The 20,513-nt window shown below is 47.5% G+C and carries 22 protein-coding genes; 17 read left to right on the top strand and 5 right to left on the bottom strand.

The genetic code is table 11. The features are described 5' to 3' along the window. Position 1 precedes the first annotated feature (1 nt). The 4 genes from AB1I50_RS03345 (at position 2) to AB1I50_RS03330 (ending at position 5,124) form a co-directional block, all read left to right on the top strand. A complete protein-coding gene (locus tag AB1I50_RS03345) occupies positions 2-703 on the top strand; it encodes an ABC transporter ATP-binding protein (RefSeq protein WP_407724801.1) in 702 nt (233 codons plus the stop codon). Then, a complete protein-coding gene (locus AB1I50_RS03340; RefSeq protein ID WP_407724799.1) occupies positions 703-3,093 on the top strand; it encodes an ABC transporter permease in 2,391 nt (796 codons plus the stop codon). The genes AB1I50_RS03345 and AB1I50_RS03340 overlap by 1 nt, the downstream gene beginning before the upstream one ends. 269 nt (positions 3,094-3,362) lie before the next feature. Next, a complete protein-coding gene (locus AB1I50_RS03335; protein WP_407724797.1) occupies positions 3,363-4,589 on the top strand; it encodes a nucleotidyltransferase family protein in 1,227 nt (408 codons plus the stop codon). A 10-nt stretch (positions 4,590-4,599) separates the two neighbouring features. Next, positions 4,600-5,124 (top strand): VanZ family protein, encoded by a 525-nt coding sequence (locus AB1I50_RS03330; protein ID WP_407724795.1) that lies wholly within the window; start codon positions 4,600-4,602, stop codon positions 5,122-5,124. Between the two features lie 47 nt (positions 5,125-5,171). On the opposite strand, the gene AB1I50_RS03325 is transcribed toward AB1I50_RS03330, so the two are convergent. Genes AB1I50_RS03325 through AB1I50_RS03310 form a run of 4 tightly spaced genes read right to left on the bottom strand, consistent with a single transcriptional unit; the run spans position 5,172 to position 8,370 of the window. Further along, on the bottom strand, positions 5,172-5,351 hold the full coding sequence (locus tag AB1I50_RS03325) for a FeoB-associated Cys-rich membrane protein (protein WP_407724794.1): 180 nt from the start codon (positions 5,349-5,351) through the stop codon (positions 5,172-5,174). Positions 5,352-5,377: 26 nt separating this feature from the next. After that, the gene (gene feoB / locus AB1I50_RS03320; RefSeq protein ID WP_407724793.1) at positions 5,378-7,855 is read right to left on the bottom strand and encodes a ferrous iron transport protein B; all 2,478 of its coding nucleotides are present in this window, start codon (positions 7,853-7,855) and stop codon (positions 5,378-5,380) included. A gap of 55 nt (positions 7,856-7,910) precedes the next feature. Continuing rightward, a complete protein-coding gene (locus AB1I50_RS03315; protein ID WP_407724792.1) occupies positions 7,911-8,132 on the bottom strand; it encodes a FeoA family protein in 222 nt (73 codons plus the stop codon). Between the two features lie 25 nt (positions 8,133-8,157). After that, complete coding sequence (locus AB1I50_RS03310) at positions 8,158-8,370, bottom strand: FeoA family protein (RefSeq protein WP_407724790.1); 213 nt, start codon at positions 8,368-8,370, stop codon at positions 8,158-8,160. Positions 8,371-8,565: 195 nt separating this feature from the next. Between AB1I50_RS03310 and AB1I50_RS03305 the strand changes: the two genes are divergently transcribed. After that, on the top strand, positions 8,566-9,747 hold the full coding sequence (locus AB1I50_RS03305) for a DUF2705 family protein (RefSeq protein ID WP_407724788.1): 1,182 nt from the start codon (positions 8,566-8,568) through the stop codon (positions 9,745-9,747). Between the two features lie 79 nt (positions 9,748-9,826). Here AB1I50_RS03305 and AB1I50_RS03300 read toward each other — a convergent pair whose 3' ends face one another. Next, positions 9,827-10,009 carry a hypothetical protein gene (locus AB1I50_RS03300; RefSeq protein ID WP_407724786.1) on the bottom strand — a complete coding sequence of 61 codons (183 nt, stop codon included), beginning with the start codon at positions 10,007-10,009 and terminating at the stop codon, positions 9,827-9,829. A gap of 222 nt (positions 10,010-10,231) precedes the next feature. Between AB1I50_RS03300 and AB1I50_RS03295 the strand changes: the two genes are divergently transcribed. From AB1I50_RS03295 to rpmA, 12 genes are all read left to right on the top strand, one after another. Next, positions 10,232-11,317: a hypothetical protein gene (locus AB1I50_RS03295; protein ID WP_407724784.1), complete on the top strand. Its 1,086-nt coding sequence runs from the start codon at positions 10,232-10,234 to the stop codon at positions 11,315-11,317. A gap of 170 nt (positions 11,318-11,487) precedes the next feature. After that, positions 11,488-11,958, top strand: a complete 471-nt coding sequence (locus AB1I50_RS03290; RefSeq protein ID WP_407724783.1) for a DUF4358 domain-containing protein — start codon at positions 11,488-11,490, stop codon at positions 11,956-11,958. A 47-nt stretch (positions 11,959-12,005) separates the two neighbouring features. Continuing rightward, complete coding sequence (locus AB1I50_RS03285; protein ID WP_407724782.1) at positions 12,006-13,208, top strand: DHHW family protein; 1,203 nt, start codon at positions 12,006-12,008, stop codon at positions 13,206-13,208. A 115-nt stretch (positions 13,209-13,323) separates the two neighbouring features. Further along, positions 13,324-14,178 (top strand): tRNA lysidine(34) synthetase, encoded by an 855-nt coding sequence (locus AB1I50_RS03280; RefSeq protein WP_407724781.1) that lies wholly within the window; start codon positions 13,324-13,326, stop codon positions 14,176-14,178. Then, a complete protein-coding gene (locus AB1I50_RS03275) occupies positions 14,171-14,884 on the top strand; it encodes a tRNA threonylcarbamoyladenosine dehydratase (RefSeq protein WP_407724780.1) in 714 nt (237 codons plus the stop codon). The genes AB1I50_RS03280 and AB1I50_RS03275 overlap by 8 nt, the downstream gene beginning before the upstream one ends. Before the next feature lie 124 nt (positions 14,885-15,008). After that, entirely contained in the window at positions 15,009-16,274 is a 1,266-nt protein-coding gene (yfmF, locus tag AB1I50_RS03270; protein ID WP_407724779.1) for an EF-P 5-aminopentanol modification-associated protein YfmF, read from the top strand. Between the two features lie 11 nt (positions 16,275-16,285). Further along, positions 16,286-17,563 (top strand): EF-P 5-aminopentanol modification-associated protein YfmH, encoded by a 1,278-nt coding sequence (gene yfmH / locus AB1I50_RS03265; protein WP_407724778.1) that lies wholly within the window; start codon positions 16,286-16,288, stop codon positions 17,561-17,563. Between the two features lies 1 nt (position 17,564). Beyond that, positions 17,565-18,440 (top strand): prolipoprotein diacylglyceryl transferase, encoded by an 876-nt coding sequence (gene lgt / locus AB1I50_RS03260; protein WP_407724777.1) that lies wholly within the window; start codon positions 17,565-17,567, stop codon positions 18,438-18,440. Then, positions 18,382-19,236, top strand: a complete 855-nt coding sequence (gene folD / locus AB1I50_RS03255; RefSeq protein ID WP_407724776.1) for a bifunctional methylenetetrahydrofolate dehydrogenase/methenyltetrahydrofolate cyclohydrolase FolD — start codon at positions 18,382-18,384, stop codon at positions 19,234-19,236. Before lgt ends, folD begins: the two co-directional genes overlap by 59 nt. 250 nt (positions 19,237-19,486) lie before the next feature. Then, complete coding sequence (gene rplU / locus AB1I50_RS03250; RefSeq protein ID WP_407724775.1) at positions 19,487-19,795, top strand: 50S ribosomal protein L21; 309 nt, start codon at positions 19,487-19,489, stop codon at positions 19,793-19,795. Then, a complete protein-coding gene (locus AB1I50_RS03245) occupies positions 19,795-20,112 on the top strand; it encodes a ribosomal-processing cysteine protease Prp (RefSeq protein ID WP_407724774.1) in 318 nt (105 codons plus the stop codon). Before rplU ends, AB1I50_RS03245 begins: the two co-directional genes overlap by 1 nt. Positions 20,113-20,116: 4 nt before the next feature. Then, a complete protein-coding gene (gene rpmA / locus AB1I50_RS03240) occupies positions 20,117-20,401 on the top strand; it encodes a 50S ribosomal protein L27 (RefSeq protein WP_407724773.1) in 285 nt (94 codons plus the stop codon). Positions 20,402-20,513 lie beyond the last annotated feature (112 nt).

The raw sequence follows: 20,513 nt of genomic DNA, 5'->3' as shown, positions 1-20,513 counted from the left end.
TATGTCGATAGTTAAGTTTGACAAGGTTACAAGGGTTTACAAAAGCGGCGAGCACGAGCTAAAGGCGCTTGATAACGTGAGCTTTGAGCTTGATGAGGGCAAGTTTGTGGTTATACTCGGCCCGTCGGGAGCCGGCAAGAGCACATTGCTCAACCTTCTCGGCGGTCTTGACAGCCCCACAAGCGGCACAATCACCGTCGGCGGCAGGGATATAAGCACCCTTTCCGACAACGAGCTTGCCGACTACCGCGCCGCGACGGTGGGCTTTGTATTTCAGTTTTACAATCTGATACCCACTCTGACGGTGTACGAGAATGTCGAGCTTGTCTCGCAGATTTCGCCTAATTCGCTCGACGCTAAAAAGATGGTAGCCGAGGTCGGCTTACAGGACCATCTGCACAACTTTCCTGCCGAGCTCTCGGGCGGTGAACAGCAGAGAATTTCAATTGCCAGAGCGCTTGCCAAGAATCCGAGGATTTTGCTCTGTGACGAGCCGACAGGCGCGCTCGACTCCGAAACAGGCGTTATGGTGCTCAAGCTGTTGCTCAGCATGGCAAGAAACTACGGCAAAACCATAGTAATCGTCACCCACAACCAGAGTATTGCGAAAATGGCGGACGTTGTAATCCGCGTTAAAAACGGAAAAATTCGCTCAATGACGGAGCAGGAAAACCCGATGAGCGCCGACGAGGTGGAGTGGTAATGCTTATACGCAAGTTGTTCCGTACCGCGTGGGGCTACAAGGCTCAGTTTATCTCGATGATAATTATGATAACGCTCGGTATGGGTATGTTTTTGGGCTTCAATATGGAGTGGGCGACAATCGAGCACGACACGTTCAAGTTCTTTGACCAAACTCGTTACGCCGACTACCGCCTGTATTCGCAGGAGGGCTTCACGAGCGGTGATTTGGAGAAAATCTCGCAGATTGACGGCGTTGACTCCGCCACGCGCTTTCTCTCGGTCAACCTCGATATTAAGGGTGAGAAGAACAAATCCCTCGCGCTCGACGTCAGCGAAAATTACACGGTATCAACCTTCACGGTAATGCAGGGCGCGGAGTATGACGAAAACAGCGACGGCTTTTGGCTGTCGGATAAATTCGCTTCTCTTAACGGTTATTCTTTGGGCGATACCTTAACGCTCGAATATCAGGGCGTTGAGCTCTCGGGCGAGATTGTGGGGCTTATCAAGGCAGGCGAGCATATGATTTGCGTTGCCGATAAAAACCAGATGATGCCCGACTACAACACCTTCGGCTACGCCTATATCACGCCGAAAAAGCTTAAAAGCTTTGTCAGCGACAAGGCGAAAAGCTCTTTTAAGGACGAGCTGACAAAGTCGGGAGTTCCGTCTGAATTTGCCGACGACAGTCTTGTTAATATCTTTGTGACGGACGATACTTTGGAGAAGGCGGAAAACGCCGTGTTCGCACAGATTAATCTGATTTCGGATTTGGACAAGCAGAGCCTTGAAAGCGCGGTCAAGGACAAGCTCGGGCGGACGATTATGGTTACTCCCAAGGACGACCACGTTGTGTTCAAGGAATCTCAGGGCGAAGCCGAGGAAGGCAAGACAATGGGCTCGGTACTGCCCGTGCTCTTCCTCGCAATCGCGATACTCACGATGGTCACGACAATGCACCGCATAGCCACCAAGGAAAAGCTCCAAATCGGCACATTAAAGGCGCTTGGCTTTAAGAACCGCAGGATTTTGCTCCACTACACCTCTTATGGACTGTTTATCGGGCTGTTCGGCACGGCACTTGGAATAGCCCTCGGCTACGCCGTCTGCAAGCTGATAATGAGCGAAAACGGAACGATGGGCACTTTCTTTGATATGCCCGACTGGTCGGCAGTAATTCCGCCGTTTTGCTATCCCGTAATGGCAGGCACTATCGGCTTGCTCACGCTAATCAGCTACCTGTCGGTACGCAGTCAGCTAAAGGGCACGGCGGCTGACGCGCTCAGACCGTATTCGCCTAAGAAAATGCGCAAGGTTTTTCTCGAAAAATTCAGATTTTGGGATAAGCTTCGTTTCGGCACAAAGTGGAATATCCGTGATTTGAGCCGCCACAAAAGCCGTTCTGCGATGACCTTGTTCGGCATAGCAGGCTGTATGGTGCTTATGGTCGGCGGCTTGGGAATGCGCGACACAATGTCGGGCTTTCTCGACTTGCTTAACAACGATATTTCAAACTACACAACAAAGGTGAATTTAGTCGATAACGCCGACAAAAAGAAGGCTGTAAATTTAGCGAATGAGCTCGACGGCGACCGGGAGAGCTTAGAGGGCATAAGCCTTGACGGCGAGACAATCACTCTCGACGTCGTTCACAATCCGCACAATATGCTCAATGTGATTGACGAGGACAACAAGCGGATCAACCTCAGCGACGAGGGAGTTTACCTTTGTCTGAGGCTAAAGGACAAAGCCGAAATAGGCGATACAATCGAGTTTTCGCCATATGGCTCAAAGGATACCTACACCGCGAAGGTAATCGGCTACAACCGCGCTGTTATGACCGAAAGCGTCACGATGACAGATGCCTTAGCTGACAAGCTCGGTATTGACTATACCGTTTCGGCAATTTACACGGACGTTAATTCTGAGGATATTCCTTCCTCAGACCTTATCTCGGGCAAGCAGGACAAGGCTCAGCTTATGGATACCTTTGGCAGCTTTGTCGAGATTATGGACACAATGGTGATTGTCCTTGTAATCGCCGCGGTAATTCTCGGAGTTGTCGTGCTGTACAACCTCGGAATTATGAGCTACGTTGAACGCTCGCGCGAGCTTGCAACGCTAAAGGTGCTGGGGTTTAGAAACCGTGCGATTGCAAGGCTTCTGATTTCGCAGAATATTTGGCTGACGGTAATCGGAGTGATAATCGGTCTGCCGGCAGGCGTGGGTGTTCTCAACTGGCTTTTAACTGCGCTTGCAGGCGAGTATGAGATGAAGCTTATGCTCGGAGCTTTGACCTACAGCGTGTCAATTCTGTTGACCTTCGGCGTATCGCTGCTCGTGAGCCTTGCCGTGGCGCGTAAGAACAAAAAGATAGATATGGTTGAAGCGCTCAAAGGCGCTGACTGATAATAATTTACAATGGGCAGGCGTTAATACCTGCCCAATTTACTTGAAAAATCGGAGTTAATATGTTAATATGGTTAAGGCAACACCGCACAATTCAAGGCGCACGGCTTGCTTGAATATTATTCCGTCAGCTTGCCCAAAAAATCTCGGCAAGGCGTCAGCCTTACCTTGATTTATTTGTACAACCTGACGAAAAATCTTGCTGTGCAATCCGCACACCTGAATTATGCGGTATTGCCTTAAAACAAGATATGCAAACAAGAGGTAATATGACTGATATTCAAAAGCAGCTGCTGCAAATTTTGCGCTGTCAGCTGTTCGGCGGAGAACAGCCGGAGATTAATCCGAAATCATATCCGGCAATATTAAAAGAAGCTAAAGCTCAGACGGTTTTTACGACCGTCTTTTCGCTTTTGGGCAAGCAGATACTCGAAAATTCTCCCGAACTCTACCCGAAAAATCAGGAAGCCTTCTTTGCAAATATCACTGCCAATACAAATAACTTTATGCAGCACGGCGAGCTTCACGCGATTATGAGCGAAAACGGTATTCCGTACTGCGCAATCAAGGGTATTGCCTCGGCTTACTATTATCCCGAGGCGTCTCTGCGAGATATGGGCGACGTGGATTATCTTGTTGACGAAATTGACTTTTCACGCGCAAAGTCCGCGGTGATTAACGCAGGCTTTGAGTTCGACCACGGCGACGGCGACGACGATATCCACATGGCTTTTGCCAGAAAAGAGCCGTACGGAATTTGGGAGCAGCACCGCTCCGTAAACGGCGTTCCCGGCGGAGTGGCAGGTGTGCGGATAAAAAGAGAAATTAACAAAACAATAAGCACATCAAGGCTGATTACCCTCGACGGCGTTACCTGCCGTATTCCCGACGAATTCCGCCACGGGCTGATAATGCTGTTGCACGTGATTTCGCATATGACGAGCGAGGGTATAGGGCTGAGGCATTTGTGCGACTGGGCTGTGTTTGCGAACAGCTTTGAAAGCGCTGAGTTTTCGGCGGTTTTTGAGAGTAAGCTAAAGTCGTACGGAATGTGGAAATTCGCGCAAATTCTTACCCTGGTAAGCGAAAAATACCTCGGCATTTCGCGCAAGGAATGGGCGCATAGCGCAAATGTGACCGACGATTTGCTCGACGGTGTTATCGACGACATCATCAGCGGCGGTAACTTCGGCAAAAAGGATATGAACCGCTACCGCGAGATTAAGTACATCTCAAACCGCGGCGAGCGCACCGTCGACAACAAAGGCATTGTTTCACAGGCTTTTTCTACGCTTAACAAAAAGGTCTATGACGATTATAAATGGATAAGCCGCAAAAAGGTGTTTTTGCCGGTCGGCTGGGTTGCCGAGGGAGGCAAGTACGCCGCTTTGCTCCTCAGCGGAAAAAGGAAGAACAAGGATACGTCCGCTATGCTCAGGGAAGCCGGTAAGCGAAAGAGCATTTACGGTCAGATGGAGCTTTTTAAGACTAAATAAACCGGAGTGAATGATGTATATTTATCATTATTTTTACACTCAGCCGATGAATATGGTATATATAGAAACAGCCGTGATGTTCGTTGTCTGGGCGGTATTAATGCTAATATTGCCGAAAAAACCGCGGCGGATTTTTGCGATTACAGGCTTATGCCTGTCACTTTTGCTGATTTTGTCGCTGACAATTCTCAAAAGAAACAGCAACGGCTCTCATGATGTCAGCCTAATTCCGTTTGTATCGTTTACTTACGCGAAAACCCAGCCTGAGTTTTACCGCACAATGTATATGAATATTCTGCTTTTTGTTCCGCTCGGAATGAGTATGCCGTTTGCACTGCCGAAAAAGCTCAAGCTAAAGCCGTTAATAACAATCGGCACGGGATTTTTGCTGTCTGTGATTGTAGAAGCCTGCCAGTATATTTTTATTTTGGGCAGGTGCGAGACCGACGATGTGATAATGAACACAATAGGCGTTTCGGTAGGCGTGCTGTCGTACCTGATAGTCTATTTAATCAGAATAAGAAAAGAAAAATAAACCGCCGTCCCAAAAAGTTGGGAACGGCGGTTTTGTGATGGGATGGATTAATTTGTCTTGCTGTTTTTATGGCAGGAGCCGTGCATTGCGCAGTTGGCGCAGCCGCAGCCGCAGGACGGGGATTTGCCCTTCCTTTTGCTCCTGACAATCGAGAAAACGGCGGCTCCCACTACCAGTAAAAGTATAGCGACAACAATAATTGTACCGATATTTTCCGCAAACCACATATGCTTTGCTCCTTTCAAAACTAATCTTATTTAATCTTTACGTTCTTTGTAAGCTTGTTTGATTCCTTGTACGGCTTGAACAGCATAAAGAGCATAAATGCAATCAAAAGTATTGCGATAATCAGTCCGATTACATTCAGACTGCCCGTGAACGCGCCGCCGATTTGGTTAATCATAAAGGCGATTGCGTAGGCGAAAATGCACTGGTAAGCGATTGCGAAGAACGTCCATTTTGCTGAGTTCATCTCACGCTTAATTGCGCCCATTGCCGCAAAGCACGGTGCGCAGAGCAGGTTGAACACGAGGAACGAGAAGCCTGTAACGCCTGTGAATACCCTTGCAATCATAGCCCAGGTCGAGATTTCTCCGCCGCCGTAGAGCACGCCCATTGTGCCGACGATGTTCTCCTTGGCGATAAGACCTGTGATTGAAGCCACAGCCGCCTGCCAGTTGCCCCAGCCGAGCGGTGCGAAAAGCCATGCGATACCGTTACCGATTACAGCGAGAATACTGTTGCCGATTTCTTCCTCACCGAGCATTGTAAACGCGCCGTCAACAAAGCCGAAGCGGCTGAGGAACCAAAGAACGATTGTCGAGAGCAGGATGATTGTGCCTGCCTTTTTGATGAACGACCAGCCGCGCTCCCACATTGAACGCAGAACGTTGCCGAGTGTGGGGAGGTGGTAGGCAGGAAGCTCCATAACAAACGGAGCAGGCTCGCCTGAGAACGGCTTAGTCTTTTTAAGCATAATACCCGATACGATGATAGCCGCCATACCGATGAAGTAAGCCGAGGTCGATACCCACGGCGATCCGCCGAACAATGCGCCTGCCATCATAGCGATAAACGGAACCTTTGCTCCGCAGGGGATAAAGGTGGTTGTCATAATTGTCATACGGCGGTCGCGCTCATTTTCAATTGTACGCGAAGCCATAATACCGGGAATTCCGCAGCCCGTACCGATAAGAATCGGAATAAACGACTTGCCCGAAAGACCGAAACGGCGGAAAATTCTGTCGAGCACAAAGGCGATACGCGCCATATATCCGCACGCTTCCAAAAACGCGAGCAGGAAGAACAACACAAGCATTTGCGGTACAAATCCGAGAACCGCGCCTACGCCGGCGATGATACCGTCGAGTATAAGCGAACTCAGCCATTCGGGAGCCTTTGCGGCTTCAAGCCAGTTGCCGACTACTACCGGAATACCGGGAATCCATACGCCGAACTCGGCAGGATTGTCGGGCTTGCCTTCGTTCTTTTCAAACACCTTGGCGGCGTTCTTTACGTCCTCGCCCTTTGAGGTTTCCTTGGTGATTTCGAGGGTTTCCTCGTCCTCGACCTCGTAGGTGAATTCGTCGCTGTCCTTTACGCTTGCGGCGAAGCTGTTGACCGCTTTTACAGCGGCTTCGGGGCTGTATTCTTCGTTTTCAAAGTCGAGCGCCTTTAGCACAGCCTCGTTGCCTGCGGCTTCCGCTGAGCCTGTCAGAACGCCGATTGCCTCTGCGTGCTCCTCGTATTCGGAAGAGCCGATTGCGAACAGGTGGAAGCCGTCTCCGAATACGCCGTCGTTCATCCAGTCGGTCGCAAACTGTCCGACTGTAACCATCGAGATGTAGTAAACAAGGAACATCACGACGAGGAAAATCGGAAGTCCGAGCCAGCGGTTTGTAACAATCTTGTCGATTTTGTCCGAGGTGGACAGCTTGCCGCGGTTTTTCTTTGTGTAGCACGACTTGATTACCGTGGCTATGTATACGTAACGCTCGTTTGTGATGATTGACTCCGAATCGTCGTCAAGCTCCTTTTCGGCGGCTTTAATGTCGCCTTCAATGTGTGCAAACGTCTTTTCGTCGATGTTTAATTTGCTGATTACCTTTTCGTCGCGCTCAAAAACCTTGATTGCGTACCAGCGCTGCTGCTCCTCGGGCATATCGTGAACGCAGGCTTCCTCAATGTGGGCAAGCGCGTGTTCAACAACTCCCGAGAACGTGTGCTGGGGAACGGTCTTTGTATTGTTAGCGGCTTCAATTGCGGCGTTTGCGGCTTCGGTAATTCCTGTGCCCTTAAGCGCGGAAATCTCCACAACCTTGCAGCCGAGCTTTTCGGAGAGCTCCTTGATATCGATTTTATCGTCGTTCTTCCTGACAATATCCATCATATTTACCGCTACAACAACGGGAATTCCGAGCTCTGTAAGCTGGGTTGTCAGGTAAAGGTTTCTTTCAAGGTTTGTACCGTCGACGATATTCAGAATCGCGTCGGGATGTTCGTCAATAAGATAATTTCTCGCAACAACCTCCTCAAGCGTGTAGGGGGAGAGCGAGTAAATTCCCGGAAGGTCGGTGACGGTTACGTCGCTGTGCTTTTTGAGCTTGCCTTCCTTTTTTTCAACGGTAACGCCGGGCCAGTTGCCGACAAACTGGTTAGAGCCTGTTAAGGCGTTAAACAGCGTGGTTTTACCGCTGTTAGGGTTGCCCGCAAGGGCGATTGTTAAACTCATAGCTTTATTCCTTTCTGCGGTTAGGTTTAGCTAACCTTATGTTAAAAATAAATGGTTATTCAACCTCAATCATCTGAGCGTCGGCTTTTCTGAGCGAAAGCTCGTATCCGCGCACGGTGATTTCAATGGGATCTCCGAGCGGAGCAACCTTGCGAACGTAAACCTCTACGCCCTTGGTAATTCCCATATCCATAATTCTGCGCTTAACAGCGCCTTCGCCATGGAGCTTTTTTACGGTTACGGTTTCTCCGATGTTGACCTCTCTAAGAGTTTTCATTCTTTCCATCCTTTCTATTACAAAATCATACCATAATTTTTCTTGCCATTTCTTCGCTTATGGCAACTCTGGACTCCTTGACCTTCACAATAACATTGTTGCCGAGCGCGCTGATTACGGTAACATCGCCGCCGGCTACAAAGCCAAGGTTTTCAAGGTGTTTTTTCACTTCGGGACTGCCGCCGATTTTCTTGATTATATAAGTTTCGCCAACGTCCGCCATTGCCAGGGGGAACATTTTTACACCTCCGTTTTCAGGTTAGTTAAAGCTAACCAATCCTTATATCATTATAGTTATCATCGGCTAACTTGTCAAGAGGGAAATTGCAATTTTTACTCTTTAAATTTTGACGAATTTGCCTAAGGTGTTTTCTATTGACATAAATATGTCAGGGTGTTAAAATAGATATAATACCTTTGAAAGGATATTTCTATGAGAAATTTGAGGACAACATCTGAGGAGAAAAGGATTGCGCTGATCTGTAAAATTCTGACCTTCGCACTGTTTATCGGTTACGCAATCTTCTTTACAATTCTGTTTCACCGCCAATACTGGCTCGGCTCGCCGTATCAGTACAGTGCGGATTTGCACACGCATATCGCGTTTTCAAGACTCGGAAAAAATATGTACAGCCTGACCTATTACCTGCTCGGCTTTGCGGACAAGCTGGTTCACCGCGGCGGAGTAACCTGTATAATGCTGACGTCGTTTTTGCTGTTAGGTATAGTGGCTTCCAAGGTGCTTTTACAACACCTTATGCCAAAGGTTAACCGCTGGATTGTATGGGTTTTCGCGTTTTTGGCGAATATGTTCTTTACATTTAACCTCACCTACATTCCGCATATCGGCAGCCTTGACGTCAGGGGAATGCTCAACTTCAACGTTTACCACAACCCGACCTATATTATGATGAAGCCGTTCGCAATTTTTTCGGTTTGGTTCTTCTTGAGGCTGATGAACAAGTACACAGAGAAGGGAATAAAGGTTTCCGAGTGGTTCATTTTCTCGGGCTTAATGCTCCTTACAACGTTGTTTAAGCCGAACTTTATGATAGGCTTTTCGGTTTCAATGCTCTGCGTGTTGATTTTCGACTTCATCAGGCACAGGGGAAAAATCTTCCTGCGCTGTGTTGCCCTGGGAACAACGGTTTTCCCGAGCTTAGCGGTTATGCTATATCAGCAGATTACGCTGTTCGGAGCCGACACCGACTCGAAAATGCAAATCGGCTTTATGGTAGGCTTGCGTGCAATGGCGTATCACCCGGGCTTTAAGATTTTGCTTTCTATGGTCTTTCCGATTGTCATTCTCGCCTTTGTGTTCAAGGATTTGCTCAAGGACCGCAAATACACCTTCGGCTGGCTTCATATGATTATTAACCTCGGCATTACCTGCTTTGTATATGAAACAGGCCACCGCCTCAGCCACGGCAACTTTTTATGGTCGTCGTTCTTCGCAATCGGAATTCTTTTCATCGTATCGATCACAAAGTACGTGGAGATTGCAAGGGAAAGACGTATCGGCGCATTGGCGCTTTCGTCGGGAGTTCTCGGAGTTCACGTTTTCAGCTGGATGAACTACGTCGGCGTACTTATTCAGGGCGGACTGGGATATTGATTTTAGAAAAAGTTAAATAATATAAATTTGCCTGTTTTCAAGCGTTTGCTTGGAAGCAGGCGATTTTTTTGAATTGAGATTAATTCTTCATTGAATTAATCTCCATAACGAACTTCCACATATCCTTTTTATCCCTGATTGTGTTCGCCTTGTTGACAACCTCGGTCTTTTGGTCGTCGGTCATATTTCTGAAGCTTTCGGCTGACCTCGGCTGTTGGGCAAGCGCCATTGTAAAGCTTAAAGGCATATTGTAAATATACATAACCCACCTCGAAAAATAGTGCTATTATTAGTATGAGGCGGTGCGTATAAAATATGTATTGACATTCGTTTTGCGTGATGATAAAATTATAAATTGAGAGAATTTTGATATTTATAATTCTGTGAGGGAAATATAATGAACCATGCAAATCCTATAAAACAAAGGTCGAAGTACTCAAACACTTGCAGAGTGCTGACGATAATTTTCTTCGTGCTTCACTGTGTGATGTTTATCTTTCTGTTCCACCAGCAGTATTACCACGGAACTAACGGATTTATGTCCGATATGCTCATGCACATTGAGTTTTTCAAGACCGGCAAAAACCTATACAGTCTTACGTATGTATGCCTCGGTCTGCTCAATATGCTCCCAAATCCCGGCGACTGCATAGCGGTTTATCAGACGGCGCTTTTGCTGCTCGGAGTTTTTGCAACCAAAAAGCTTTTGCAGTTTTTAATGCCGCACAAGGACAAGTGGATTGTCTGGGTTTACGCCTGGATGTGCAATATGTTCTTCAAGATTATCATTCCGCTCATTCCGTTTGTCGGCACATTCCGCTACGAGGTTATCCTCAACTTTAACGTCTACCACAACCCAACCTATATCGCGATGAAGCCCTTTGCGATTTTGTCGGTTTACTACTTCCTGACGTTTATCAAGACCTACCACACCAAGCGTATCAGCGTTAAACAATGGCTGATTTTCACAGGGCTTATGCTCCTTACCACGGCGTTTAAGCCGAACTTTATCGTCGGCTTTTCACTCGCGGTACTATGTGTGCTGATAATTGATTTCTTCAGGCACAAAGGCAAAAATATCCTGAATTACATCATTGTCGGCACGGCGGTTTTGCCGAGTATCGGACTGACTTTGTTCCAGCAGAGCAAGGTTTTCGACGACTCCTCGCACCTGAGAATAGGCTTTATGACGGCGCTTAACGCGATGAACCAGTATTCGCTGATTACGATTTTCCTGTCTATGGTCTTTCCTCTCGCTATTTTGGCTTACTGCTTCAGGGACGTTGTAAAGGATAAGTTTTACGCCTTCGGAGTTTTGCAGATGGTCACAAACCTCGCGATTACCTTCTTTGTTTACGAGGACGGCTGGAGGCTTAACCACGGCAATTTCCTTTGGTCGTCGTACTTCGCGGTCGGAATTTTCTGCGCGGTTTCGATGTATAAGCACAACAAGCTCGTCGAAAAGAACAACAAGGGCGCGGTTATAATTACCTCGGCAATCCTCGGCGCTCACGTTATGGGATGGCTGAACTATGTGTTTGACCTGCTCAACGGAGGCAGACCGTTCTAAAACCCGAATAAAAGTGAAGCATATTCACAAAGGGTTCTCAAAATACAATACAATTTCCGAAAAATAAAAGTTTTATTATTTAAAATATAAAAATTTTGTCATTTATATATTATTATTGATTTTTCTGTGTTATAATGATATCGCAAAAAATATGTAAAGGGGATACCAATATGAAAAGAATTATTACAGCTACAATGGCAGCGATTATCCTTGTACTCGCTTTTGCGGGCTGCGGCGGAAGTTCTGTTGACCTCAAAAAGGTTATGACAGACGTTAACGCAAAGTACAGCGACGCTACAGGCGGACTCAAGGAGCTTAAAGAGGTTGCCGACCTCGATAAATACTACTCAATTGCCGAAAAGGACGTTAAGCAGTTCGCTGCCGAGATTAATCCCGACACCTCGTCCGCACCTGTTGAGATTGTACTTGTAGAGGCTGTTGACAAGACCGCTTCCGACAGCGTTAAAAAGGCGCTCGACGCAAGATACCAGTCAATTTACAGCACCTATTCTTCATACAGCGCAGACCAGGTTGAGCTTGTTAAAAAGTGCAAGGTTACCCAGAACGGCAACTTTGTAACACTGGTAGTTGCAAGCGACTACGACGGCATTATGGAGATTGTTAATAACGCGATTAAATAATCAAAAATAACGTGCTTGCACAATAATTTTATTTTAGGGTAAACACAGTGGATAAATACGATTTAGATAATTTTGATTACGACAGATACAAGCAAAGGGCGGTTCAGAGCAACCGTAACCGCAAAAACAGAAAGACTTACAGGAAAAGAACAAGGAACAGAATTATAATTGTTTCAGTCTTTATTCTTCTTGTAATTCTTGTTGTTGTGCTTATAACTTCGTGCACCAATATGCTCTGCGGCAGTAAGGACGACAAGGCTAAGGAAGCCGCGGCTATGCAGACTGCGACCGAAACTCAGGTTCCCACGACCGAGCCTGCGCGCGAGTTCACCTTTAACAAGCCTGCTATCAAGGATGACGGAAAGTCAACCGGTATGAACGACGGCGGATTGTATGTGTGGAACAAGCAGGCGTTTGAGCTGTTCTTCGGTACCGACGTTATGGCGCAGAGGTACGCCGAGCTTATGAATAAGGCGGCGGACGGTCTCGGAGCTTCGGTAAAGACCTATTCGCTTGTAGCTCCCAACCATACCGAGTTCGGACTTCCCGACAGGCTTAAAAACTCCGACGGCGGAGCAAATACCCAGCCCCAGGACGAGTATGTAAAGGCGGCTTACGACGCGATGAATAAAAACGTAATTCCCGTTAACGCTTACAACAAGCTCTCCGAGCACTGCAACGATTACGTTTATTTCAGCTCAGACCACCACTGGACGGGCTTGGGCGCTTATTACGCCTACACCGCGTTTGCCGAGCAGGCAAAGCTTCCGGTGCTCAATCTTTCAAGCTGTACCGAAACAAAAATCGAGGGCTTTAACGGCACTTTCTCAGGTATGGCTTCAACCGAGCTCAACAAGGATACCGTCTCTTACTGGAAACTGCCGTACGAGGTCAAGAATACAATCACTAACTCAAACGGCGAGGAGCTTGAGGTCGACAGCCCCTACTACGACGGCGCTGACGGCTACGGCGTATTTATCTACGGCGACAATCCGCTTGAAGTACTAAAAAGCAGCAGTCCCTCCGCCAACGGAGAAAAGATTGCTATTATCCACGAGAGCTACGGAAACGCGTTTGTTCCGTACCTAACCTACAATTTCAGCGAGGTTTACTCAATCGACTTCAGAAGCTGGAGCGGAAGCCTCAAAACCTTCTGCCAGCAAAAGGGAATTACAAATGTAATCTTCCTGAACGGAGTTATGAGCTCTGCAACTCAGGTTCAGCTCGACTCTATCGAGAGTATTCTTTAAGACAAAAGCCTTTTGACTATCCGGTCAGAAGGCTTTTTTAGTGATTTGCATTTAGTCCATTCCTTTTTTTAAGAAATTGTGCTATAATCATACCATCACCTAAACGGAGCTTAATATGAACGACGATTTAACCCTCTGCCAAAAAGCAGAGAGAAGCATTACAAAAAAATACCGCAAGCAGATTTGGAACAAGTTTATTATGGCGGTCAAGGAATACGAGCTGATTAAAGAGGGAGACAAAATTGCCGTCTGTATCTCGGGCGGAAAGGACTCTATGCTCCTTGCAAAGCTTATGCAGCTTTTGCTCAGGTACAGCGATTTTGACTTTGAGCTTGTTTACCTCGTAATGGATCCCGGCTACAGCGCCGAAAACCGCGCTCAAATTGAAAATAACGCAAGTCTGCTCGAAATCCCCGTGACGGTTTTTGAGACGGATATTTTCAGCGTTACGGATAAAGCCGACCGCTACCCCTGCTACCTCTGCGCAAAAATGCGCCGCGGTCATTTGTACAATAAGGCGAAGTCGCTCGGCTGTAATAAAATCGCGCTCGGGCACCACTTTTCCGACGTGATAGAAACCACAGTGATGGCTATGTTTTACGGCGCTCAGCTTCAGGCTATGCCGCCGAAGCTCCACAGTACAAACTTTGAGGGAATGGAGCTTATCCGCCCGATGTACTGCATACACGAGGATGATATAATTCGGTGGAAGAATTATAATGACCTAAAATTTTTGCAGTGCGCCTGCCGTATGACCGAGGGCTTGGACGGAACAGAGCACCTTTCAAGCGGAAAACGGCAGGAGGTAAAGGACTTGATTAAAAGCCTTAAAAAAGACAATCCGAATATCGAGAAAAATATTTTTAACAGCATACACCACCTGCATTTTGACACCTTCCCCGGGTACAAAACAAACGGCAAAATGCACAGCTTTTTGGAGCGTTACGACAGAAAGGAAAACAATGGATAACCGTTTTCAGAGAACAGAGCTTTTGCTCGGAGATAAAGCTATGGAAAAACTAAAATCCGCGCGAATTGCCGTGTTCGGCGTAGGCGGAGTCGGCGGTTACGCGGTTGAAGCGCTTGCGCGAAGCGGAGTAGGCGCTCTTGATTTGATAGACAGCGATAAGGTCGCGCTGTCGAACATCAACCGCCAAATTATCGCGACGTCCGACACCGTCGGAGAGTACAAGGTCGAGGTGGCAAAGTCGAGGGTTTTGAGCATAAATCCCGAATGTAAGGTCAATGTATATAAGATGTTCTACCTGCCCGAAACCGCTGACAGCTTTGATTTTACGCAGTACGATTATGTAATCGACGCGGTCGATACCGTCAAGGCGAAGCTAAGCCTGATTGAGAGCGCAAAGGCGGCAAATACGCCGATAATCTGCGCTATGGGCGCAGGAAATAAGCTCGACCCGACGATGTTCGAGGTCAGCGATATTTACAAAACCTCTGTTTGTCCGCTCGCGAGGGTAATGCGCACCGAATGCCGTAAGCGCGGAATAAAAAGCCTAAAGGTTGTCTATTCCAAGGAACCGCCCAAGCGCCCCGTCCGCCCTGTAGATCCCGATAACCCCAACCGCCGTGATACCCCTGCGTCGGTAGCCTTCGTCCCGTCGGTAGCAGGATTAATTATCGCAGGAGAGGTTGTTAAGGATTTTGTTGAGAGTTGAGAGTTTAGAGTTAAGAGTTTAATGAATATAGCCATAATAAGAATTTAATTCCGAAAAATATTTGTCTTTTAATATTTTGAAAAATGTGGTATACTAAACCATATATGTATTTGGAGATGATGTGATGAGCAATATTAACCGGCAATGCCTTGCCGAGAACGTCTATTTTAACAGCGTGCGCGACAGCCGCTTTAAGACTATGAAGCTTTCCGCGAATATTATCCTTCCGCTCAGCGCCGAGACCGCTTCGGCAAACGCGCTGCTTGCGGGCGTTTTGTCGCGTTCATGCAGGGAATATCCCGATTTTACCGTCCTCAGCAAAAAGCTGAGCGCCCTTTACGGTGCGGATTTGAATGTCAGCGTTGCAAAAAACGGCGACCGTCAGGTGATTTGCGTTTCAGCCTCGGGGCTTGACGACCGTTACGCGCTCGAAAACGAGAGCATTACTCAGGAGCTTTCAAGGCTTTTGTGCTCGGTTATTTTTGAGCCGAACGTTAAGGACGGCGCGTTTGTCGGCGGCGAGGTCGAGCAGGAGCGCAGACAGCTTTTGGAGGTTATCGACTCCGAGTTTAACGACAAGCGGATTTACGCGAATTCACAGCTTATTAAAAATATGTGCGCCGACGAGGTCTACGGAATTAAGCGCTACGGCACAGCCGAGCAGATTAACGCCGTAACCTCAAAATCGCTTTACAATACATGGCAAAACCTGCTCGAAACCGCAACCTTTGAGATTTTCTACGTTGGAGACAGCGAGCCCGATAAGGCGGCTGAGGTTTTCAAAAACGCCTTTGAAAAAATCAACCGTTCGCCCGTAGAGATAACAAATACCATTGTCCGCTCTGCGGATTCGGTCAAGCGCGTTTCAGAGGAAATGGAAGTTTCCCAGTCAAAGCTCGTTATGGGCTTTAGGACGGGTTCAGCCTCGGGAGACGACGACTGCACGGTGGTCAGCCTTATGTGCGCGGTTCTCGGCGGTACGGCGAGCTCAAAGCTTTTCTGCAACGTGCGCGAAAAGCAGAGCCTTTGCTACTACTGCTCCTCGCGCTACGACAGGCGCAAGGGCATTATGATTATCGACAGCGGCGTTGAGGGCGATAATGTCGAAAAAGCCGAGCAGGGAATTTTAAAAGAGATTGATGATATGAAAAACGGCGTAATCACCGATTTTGAAATTGACTCAGCGAAAATGGCGGTCATCAACGCCTTCTATACCTCAAACGACACCGTCGGCGGAATTGAGAACTGGTACAGCTCCCAGCTCTTTGAAAACGGCTTCAAGACGATCGAACAGCGCTCGGCTGAGATTAACGCCGTCACCAAGGACGAGATTATAGCGGCGGCTAACAAGCTGAGCTTAGATACAATTTACGTGTTAAAAAACAAGTGAGGGGTGAGCAGATGAATATTACAGAGATTAAATCCGAACGCGCTCACGACAGCTATTTTAAGCTAAAGCACAGCTCGGGACTTACAATTTACGTTTACCCCAAGGAGGGCTACCGCTCGGCATACGCCATTATCGGTACAAACTACGGCAGTGTTAACACCTGCTTTTCGGTTGACGGCGGAGAAAAAATCACCGTTCCCGACGGCATTGCGCACTACCTTGAGCACAAGCTTTTCGAGAGCGAGGAGGGCGACGCCTTCGCGCGTTACGCAAAAACAGGCGCTTCCGCAAACGCCTACACCAGCTTTGAAAAGACCTGCTATCTTTTCTCATGCACCGACAGGTTCGAAGAGAGCTTTGAGATTTTGCTCGACTTTGTTCAGGATCCGTACTTCACTGCGGAAACCGTGGCAAAGGAGCAGGGCATCATCGGTCAGGAAATCAAGATGTACGACGATTCTCCCGACTGGCGCGTGATGTTCAATATGCTTGAAAATATGTACCACAATCACCCGGTTAAAATTGACATCGCAGGTACGGTCGAGTCTATCGCGGAAATCACCGCCGAAAAGCTCTACGACTGCTACAACGCCTTTTATAATCTCAACAATATGGCTCTCTGCGTTGCAGGCAACGTGACCGTGGAGCAGGTGCTAAAAATCTGCGACAAAATGCTGAAGCCCTGCGAGGAGCATAAAATTACAAATTACTTTGAAGATGAACCGTCCGAGATTGTAAATCCCTACGTTGAGCAGAGCTTCCCTGTAATGGTGCCGCTGTTTAACCTCGGCTTTAAGGAGAGTCCTGAAAAAATTGACGAGAAAAAACTCGCTCAGACCGATATTTTGCTCTCAATGCTCGCGTCGCCCACGAGCAAGCTCTACAGAAAGCTTATGGACGAAAACCTGATTAACAGCTCCTTTACCTACGAGCTGTTCGAAGGTCCGGGCTATTGCTCGGTGATTTTCGGCGGAGAATCGCGCTCACCGAGACAGGCGGCTGAGATTATCAAGCAGTATATCGCGGACGTAAAGAAAAACGGACTCGAAAAAGAGGACTTTGAAATCGCCAAAAAATCCGTTTACGGCGACGTTATTTCCTCGCTCAACAACGTCGGCTCAATCGCGAATACCATTGAAGCCTACCACTTCAACGGCAACGAGCTTTTCAGCTATATCGACGCGGTTGCCGGGACGACCTTTGACGATATAACCGCAAGGCTTTCGGAAATGCTCGACGTTAACAACTGCACGCTGTCCGTTATCAAGCCCGAGGGCGCGGAGGTGTAATATGGATAATTTTCACGTAGTATTTCCGTACCTCGGCTGGCAGTTTGACATCAGCCGCGTGGCGTTTCAGATCGGAACCTTCAAAATATACTGGTACGGCGTAATCATTATGGTCGGCCTGTTTTTGGCGATTTTCTACGCCTACAAAAACGCCGCGAGGTACAACGTCAACTGGAACAAGCTCTTTAACTGCGTTTTGGTCGGCATTGTAACAGGCGTTATCGGCGCAAGGCTGTATTTCTGTGTTTTTCACTGGGAGGAGTACTTTGTTCCCGGCAAGTTTATTGATATTATTAAAATCAACGAGGGCGGCCTCGCCATCTACGGCGGAATAATCGGCGCTCTGCTCGGCGGCTTAATCGTCGCGAAAATCCAGAAGATGAAGATTATGCCCATTCTCGACGTCACGATGATATCGTTTTTAATCGGGCAGGGAATAGGCCGCTGGGGCAACTTTATGAACCAGGAGGCTTACGGCACTCCCACAGGTCTGCCGTGGGCGATGATGAGCGAGGGCACGAACAATATCGCGGTTCATCCGTGCTTTTTATACGAATCGCTCTGGTGTCTGCTCGGATTTTTCCTGCTCCACTTCTACGGAAAGTACCGCCAACGCTACGCAGGACAGATGTTTTATATGTACCTCGTGTGGTACGGCTTGGAGCGCACATTTGTTGAGGGCTTAAGGACGGACAGCCTGTATCTGCCTTTCCAAATCTTCGGAATGGACGTAAGAGTTTCACAGCTTTTGTCGGCAATTTTGGTAGTGGTCGGCTTAATCTGCTTAATTATTAATATTAAAAGGGAGGATCCTTTCTATGCAAATTATCGACGGAAAAAAGGTGTCGGCAAACGTAAAAGAAAGAGTAAGGCTTGAGTGCGAAAGGCTCGTTAAGGAGCACGGCGTAACACCCGGACTCGCGGTTGTAATCGTCGGTGACGATCCGGCTTCGCGCGTATACGTTAACAATAAAAAGAAAGCCTGTGAGCTTGTCGGCTTCAAAAGCGAGGAGTACGCGCTTCCTGCGGAAACCACTCAGGAAGAGCTTTTATCGCTCGTTGATACGCTCAACAATAAAGACGACATCAACGGGATTTTGGTTCAGTTACCCCTGCCGAAGCACCTCGACGACAAGTCGGTTATCGAGAGAATCAGCCCGAAAAAGGACGTTGACGCATTTCACGCCGTAAACGTCGGCAAAATTATGCTCGGCGAGTACGACTTTTTACCCTGCACACCGGCAGGAGTGATGGAAATGCTCCACCAGTACGAAATCCCCGTTGAGGGCAAACAGTGCGTGGTAATCGGAAGAAGCAACATTGTCGGCAAGCCGATGGGAATGCTGCTGCTCCACGAAAACGGCACGGTGACAATCTGCCACAGCAGGACAAAGAACCTCAAAGAGGTCTGCCAAAGAGCAGATATTCTTGTTGCCGCGGTTGGCAGAGCAAAGTTTGTCACAGCGGATATGGTAAAGGACGGCGCGGTTGTAATCGACGTGGGAATGAACCGCGACGAAAACGGCAAGCTCTGCGGCGACGTTGACTTTGAAAACGTCAAAGACAAGTGCTCATACATAACTCCCGTACCCGGCGGAGTAGGCCCGATGACAATCGCAACGCTGATGAAAAACACAATCAAGGCGTGCAAGATACAGAACGGTATTGAATAGAGTTTAGAGTTTAATGTTTAGAGTTTAGTGAATTTTAAGGATAACGCGAGTGTTAATTTAGGATTTGGTAAAGAACAAAATTAAACTCTTAACTCTAAAATCTAAACTCTAATAATAAACGCTTGACATTTAGCTTTGCTTATGTTATAGTATATAAGCCGCATATTGCGGGTTAGGGGGCAAGTGCGCTCTTAACCAAGTAACATAAGTTCACCCGCAGATAGCGAGCCCAATAAAAAGGATGGAGAATATGTACGCAGTTATTCAGACAGGCGGAAAGCAGTACAAGGTAACAAACGATGAAGTTATCTTTATTGAAAAGCTTGAAGCCGAAGCAAACGACACAGTAACCTTCGACGTTGTTGCACTCGGTACAGACGACGGCATCAAGGTTGGCACACCTCTCGTTGAGGGCGCTAAGGTTACAGCAGAAGTTATCAAGAACGGTAAAGGCAAGAAGATCAGAGTTGCTACCTACAAGCCTAAGAAGGGCGAGAAGAGAGTAAAAGGTCACAGACAGCCTTACACTAAGGTTAAGATTACATCAATCGAGGCGTAATGATTAACGCAATCTTTACGGTAAAGGGCGGTTATGTTCTCGGCTTTGAAATCAGCGGACATTCGGATTTTTCCGAACAAGGCTCCGACATTGTTTGTTCGGCAGTCTCATCCGCGGCTTATATGACCGCGAACACTATCACCGATGTTCAGCAGCTAAACGCTGAAATTACCGTGAACGACGGATTTATGAAGTTAAGTCTGTCAAAGCAGGACGCAAAAACCGCCGAGGTCATCCTGAACGGTTTTCTGCTCCACTTAAACGCTCTTAAAGAAGAGTACAAAGAATTTATTAAAGTAAAAATTTCGGAGGTGTAAGGTAATGCTTAAAATAAACATTCAGTTATTCGCTCATAAAAAAGGTATGGGTTCTACAAAGAACGGCCGTGACAGCGAGTCAAAGCGTCTCGGCGTTAAGCGTGCGGACGGACAGAAGGTTCTCGCAGGCAACATTCTCGTAAAGCAGAGAGGAACCCACATTCACCCCGGCAACAATGTCGGCAAGGGCTCTGACGATACATTATTCGCAAAGATTGACGGCGTTCTCAGATTTGAGCGCGTTGGCAAGGACAGAAAGCGCGCAAGCGTTTACCCTGTTGAGCAATAAGATTTTTTGAGGGTGGATATTTATCCGCCCTCTTTTTATAATGTAAAATTGATAATGGACAATTGATAATTTCGGTCGTGAATATAAGTTTGTATTGCCGAAACGTTTTGTG

Source organism: Ruminococcus sp. NATIVEDY161, from assembly GCF_045819895.1.
Lineage (GTDB): Bacteria > Bacillota > Clostridia > Oscillospirales > Acutalibacteraceae > Ruminococcoides.
The sequence above is the reverse complement of the archived record's forward strand: the minus strand, read 5'-3'. Positions and strand labels throughout refer to the sequence as shown.

What these genes read in the sequence shown, in the direction of transcription:
- AB1I50_RS03325 (WP_407724794.1), bottom strand. Translation starts at nt 5,351, where the DNA reads ATGTGGTTTGCGGAAAATATCGGTACAATTATTGTTGTCGCTATACTT.
- AB1I50_RS03275 (WP_407724780.1), top strand. Translation starts at nt 14,171, where the DNA reads ATGGATAACCGTTTTCAGAGAACAGAGCTTTTGCTCGGAGATAAAGCT.
- AB1I50_RS03245 (WP_407724774.1), top strand. Translation starts at nt 19,795, where the DNA reads ATGATTAACGCAATCTTTACGGTAAAGGGCGGTTATGTTCTCGGCTTT.
- AB1I50_RS03345 (WP_407724801.1), top strand. Translation starts at nt 2, where the DNA reads ATGTCGATAGTTAAGTTTGACAAGGTTACAAGGGTTTACAAAAGCGGC.
- AB1I50_RS03290 (WP_407724783.1), top strand. Translation starts at nt 11,488, where the DNA reads ATGAAAAGAATTATTACAGCTACAATGGCAGCGATTATCCTTGTACTC.
- AB1I50_RS03335 (WP_407724797.1), top strand. Translation starts at nt 3,363, where the DNA reads ATGACTGATATTCAAAAGCAGCTGCTGCAAATTTTGCGCTGTCAGCTG.
- AB1I50_RS03340 (WP_407724799.1), top strand. Translation starts at nt 703, where the DNA reads ATGCTTATACGCAAGTTGTTCCGTACCGCGTGGGGCTACAAGGCTCAG.
- yfmH (WP_407724778.1), top strand. Translation starts at nt 16,286, where the DNA reads ATGAATATTACAGAGATTAAATCCGAACGCGCTCACGACAGCTATTTT.
- rpmA (WP_407724773.1), top strand. Translation starts at nt 20,117, where the DNA reads ATGCTTAAAATAAACATTCAGTTATTCGCTCATAAAAAAGGTATGGGT.
- AB1I50_RS03305 (WP_407724788.1), top strand. Translation starts at nt 8,566, where the DNA reads ATGAGAAATTTGAGGACAACATCTGAGGAGAAAAGGATTGCGCTGATC.
- AB1I50_RS03315 (WP_407724792.1), bottom strand. Translation starts at nt 8,132, where the DNA reads ATGAAAACTCTTAGAGAGGTCAACATCGGAGAAACCGTAACCGTAAAA.
- AB1I50_RS03330 (WP_407724795.1), top strand. Translation starts at nt 4,600, where the DNA reads ATGATGTATATTTATCATTATTTTTACACTCAGCCGATGAATATGGTA.
- rplU (WP_407724775.1), top strand. Translation starts at nt 19,487, where the DNA reads ATGTACGCAGTTATTCAGACAGGCGGAAAGCAGTACAAGGTAACAAAC.
- AB1I50_RS03310 (WP_407724790.1), bottom strand. Translation starts at nt 8,370, where the DNA reads ATGTTCCCCCTGGCAATGGCGGACGTTGGCGAAACTTATATAATCAAG.
- AB1I50_RS03300 (WP_407724786.1), bottom strand. Translation starts at nt 10,009, where the DNA reads ATGTATATTTACAATATGCCTTTAAGCTTTACAATGGCGCTTGCCCAA.
- folD (WP_407724776.1), top strand. Translation starts at nt 18,382, where the DNA reads ATGCAAATTATCGACGGAAAAAAGGTGTCGGCAAACGTAAAAGAAAGA.
- AB1I50_RS03280 (WP_407724781.1), top strand. Translation starts at nt 13,324, where the DNA reads ATGAACGACGATTTAACCCTCTGCCAAAAAGCAGAGAGAAGCATTACA.
- yfmF (WP_407724779.1), top strand. Translation starts at nt 15,009, where the DNA reads ATGAGCAATATTAACCGGCAATGCCTTGCCGAGAACGTCTATTTTAAC.
- feoB (WP_407724793.1), bottom strand. Translation starts at nt 7,855, where the DNA reads ATGAGTTTAACAATCGCCCTTGCGGGCAACCCTAACAGCGGTAAAACC.
- lgt (WP_407724777.1), top strand. Translation starts at nt 17,565, where the DNA reads ATGGATAATTTTCACGTAGTATTTCCGTACCTCGGCTGGCAGTTTGAC.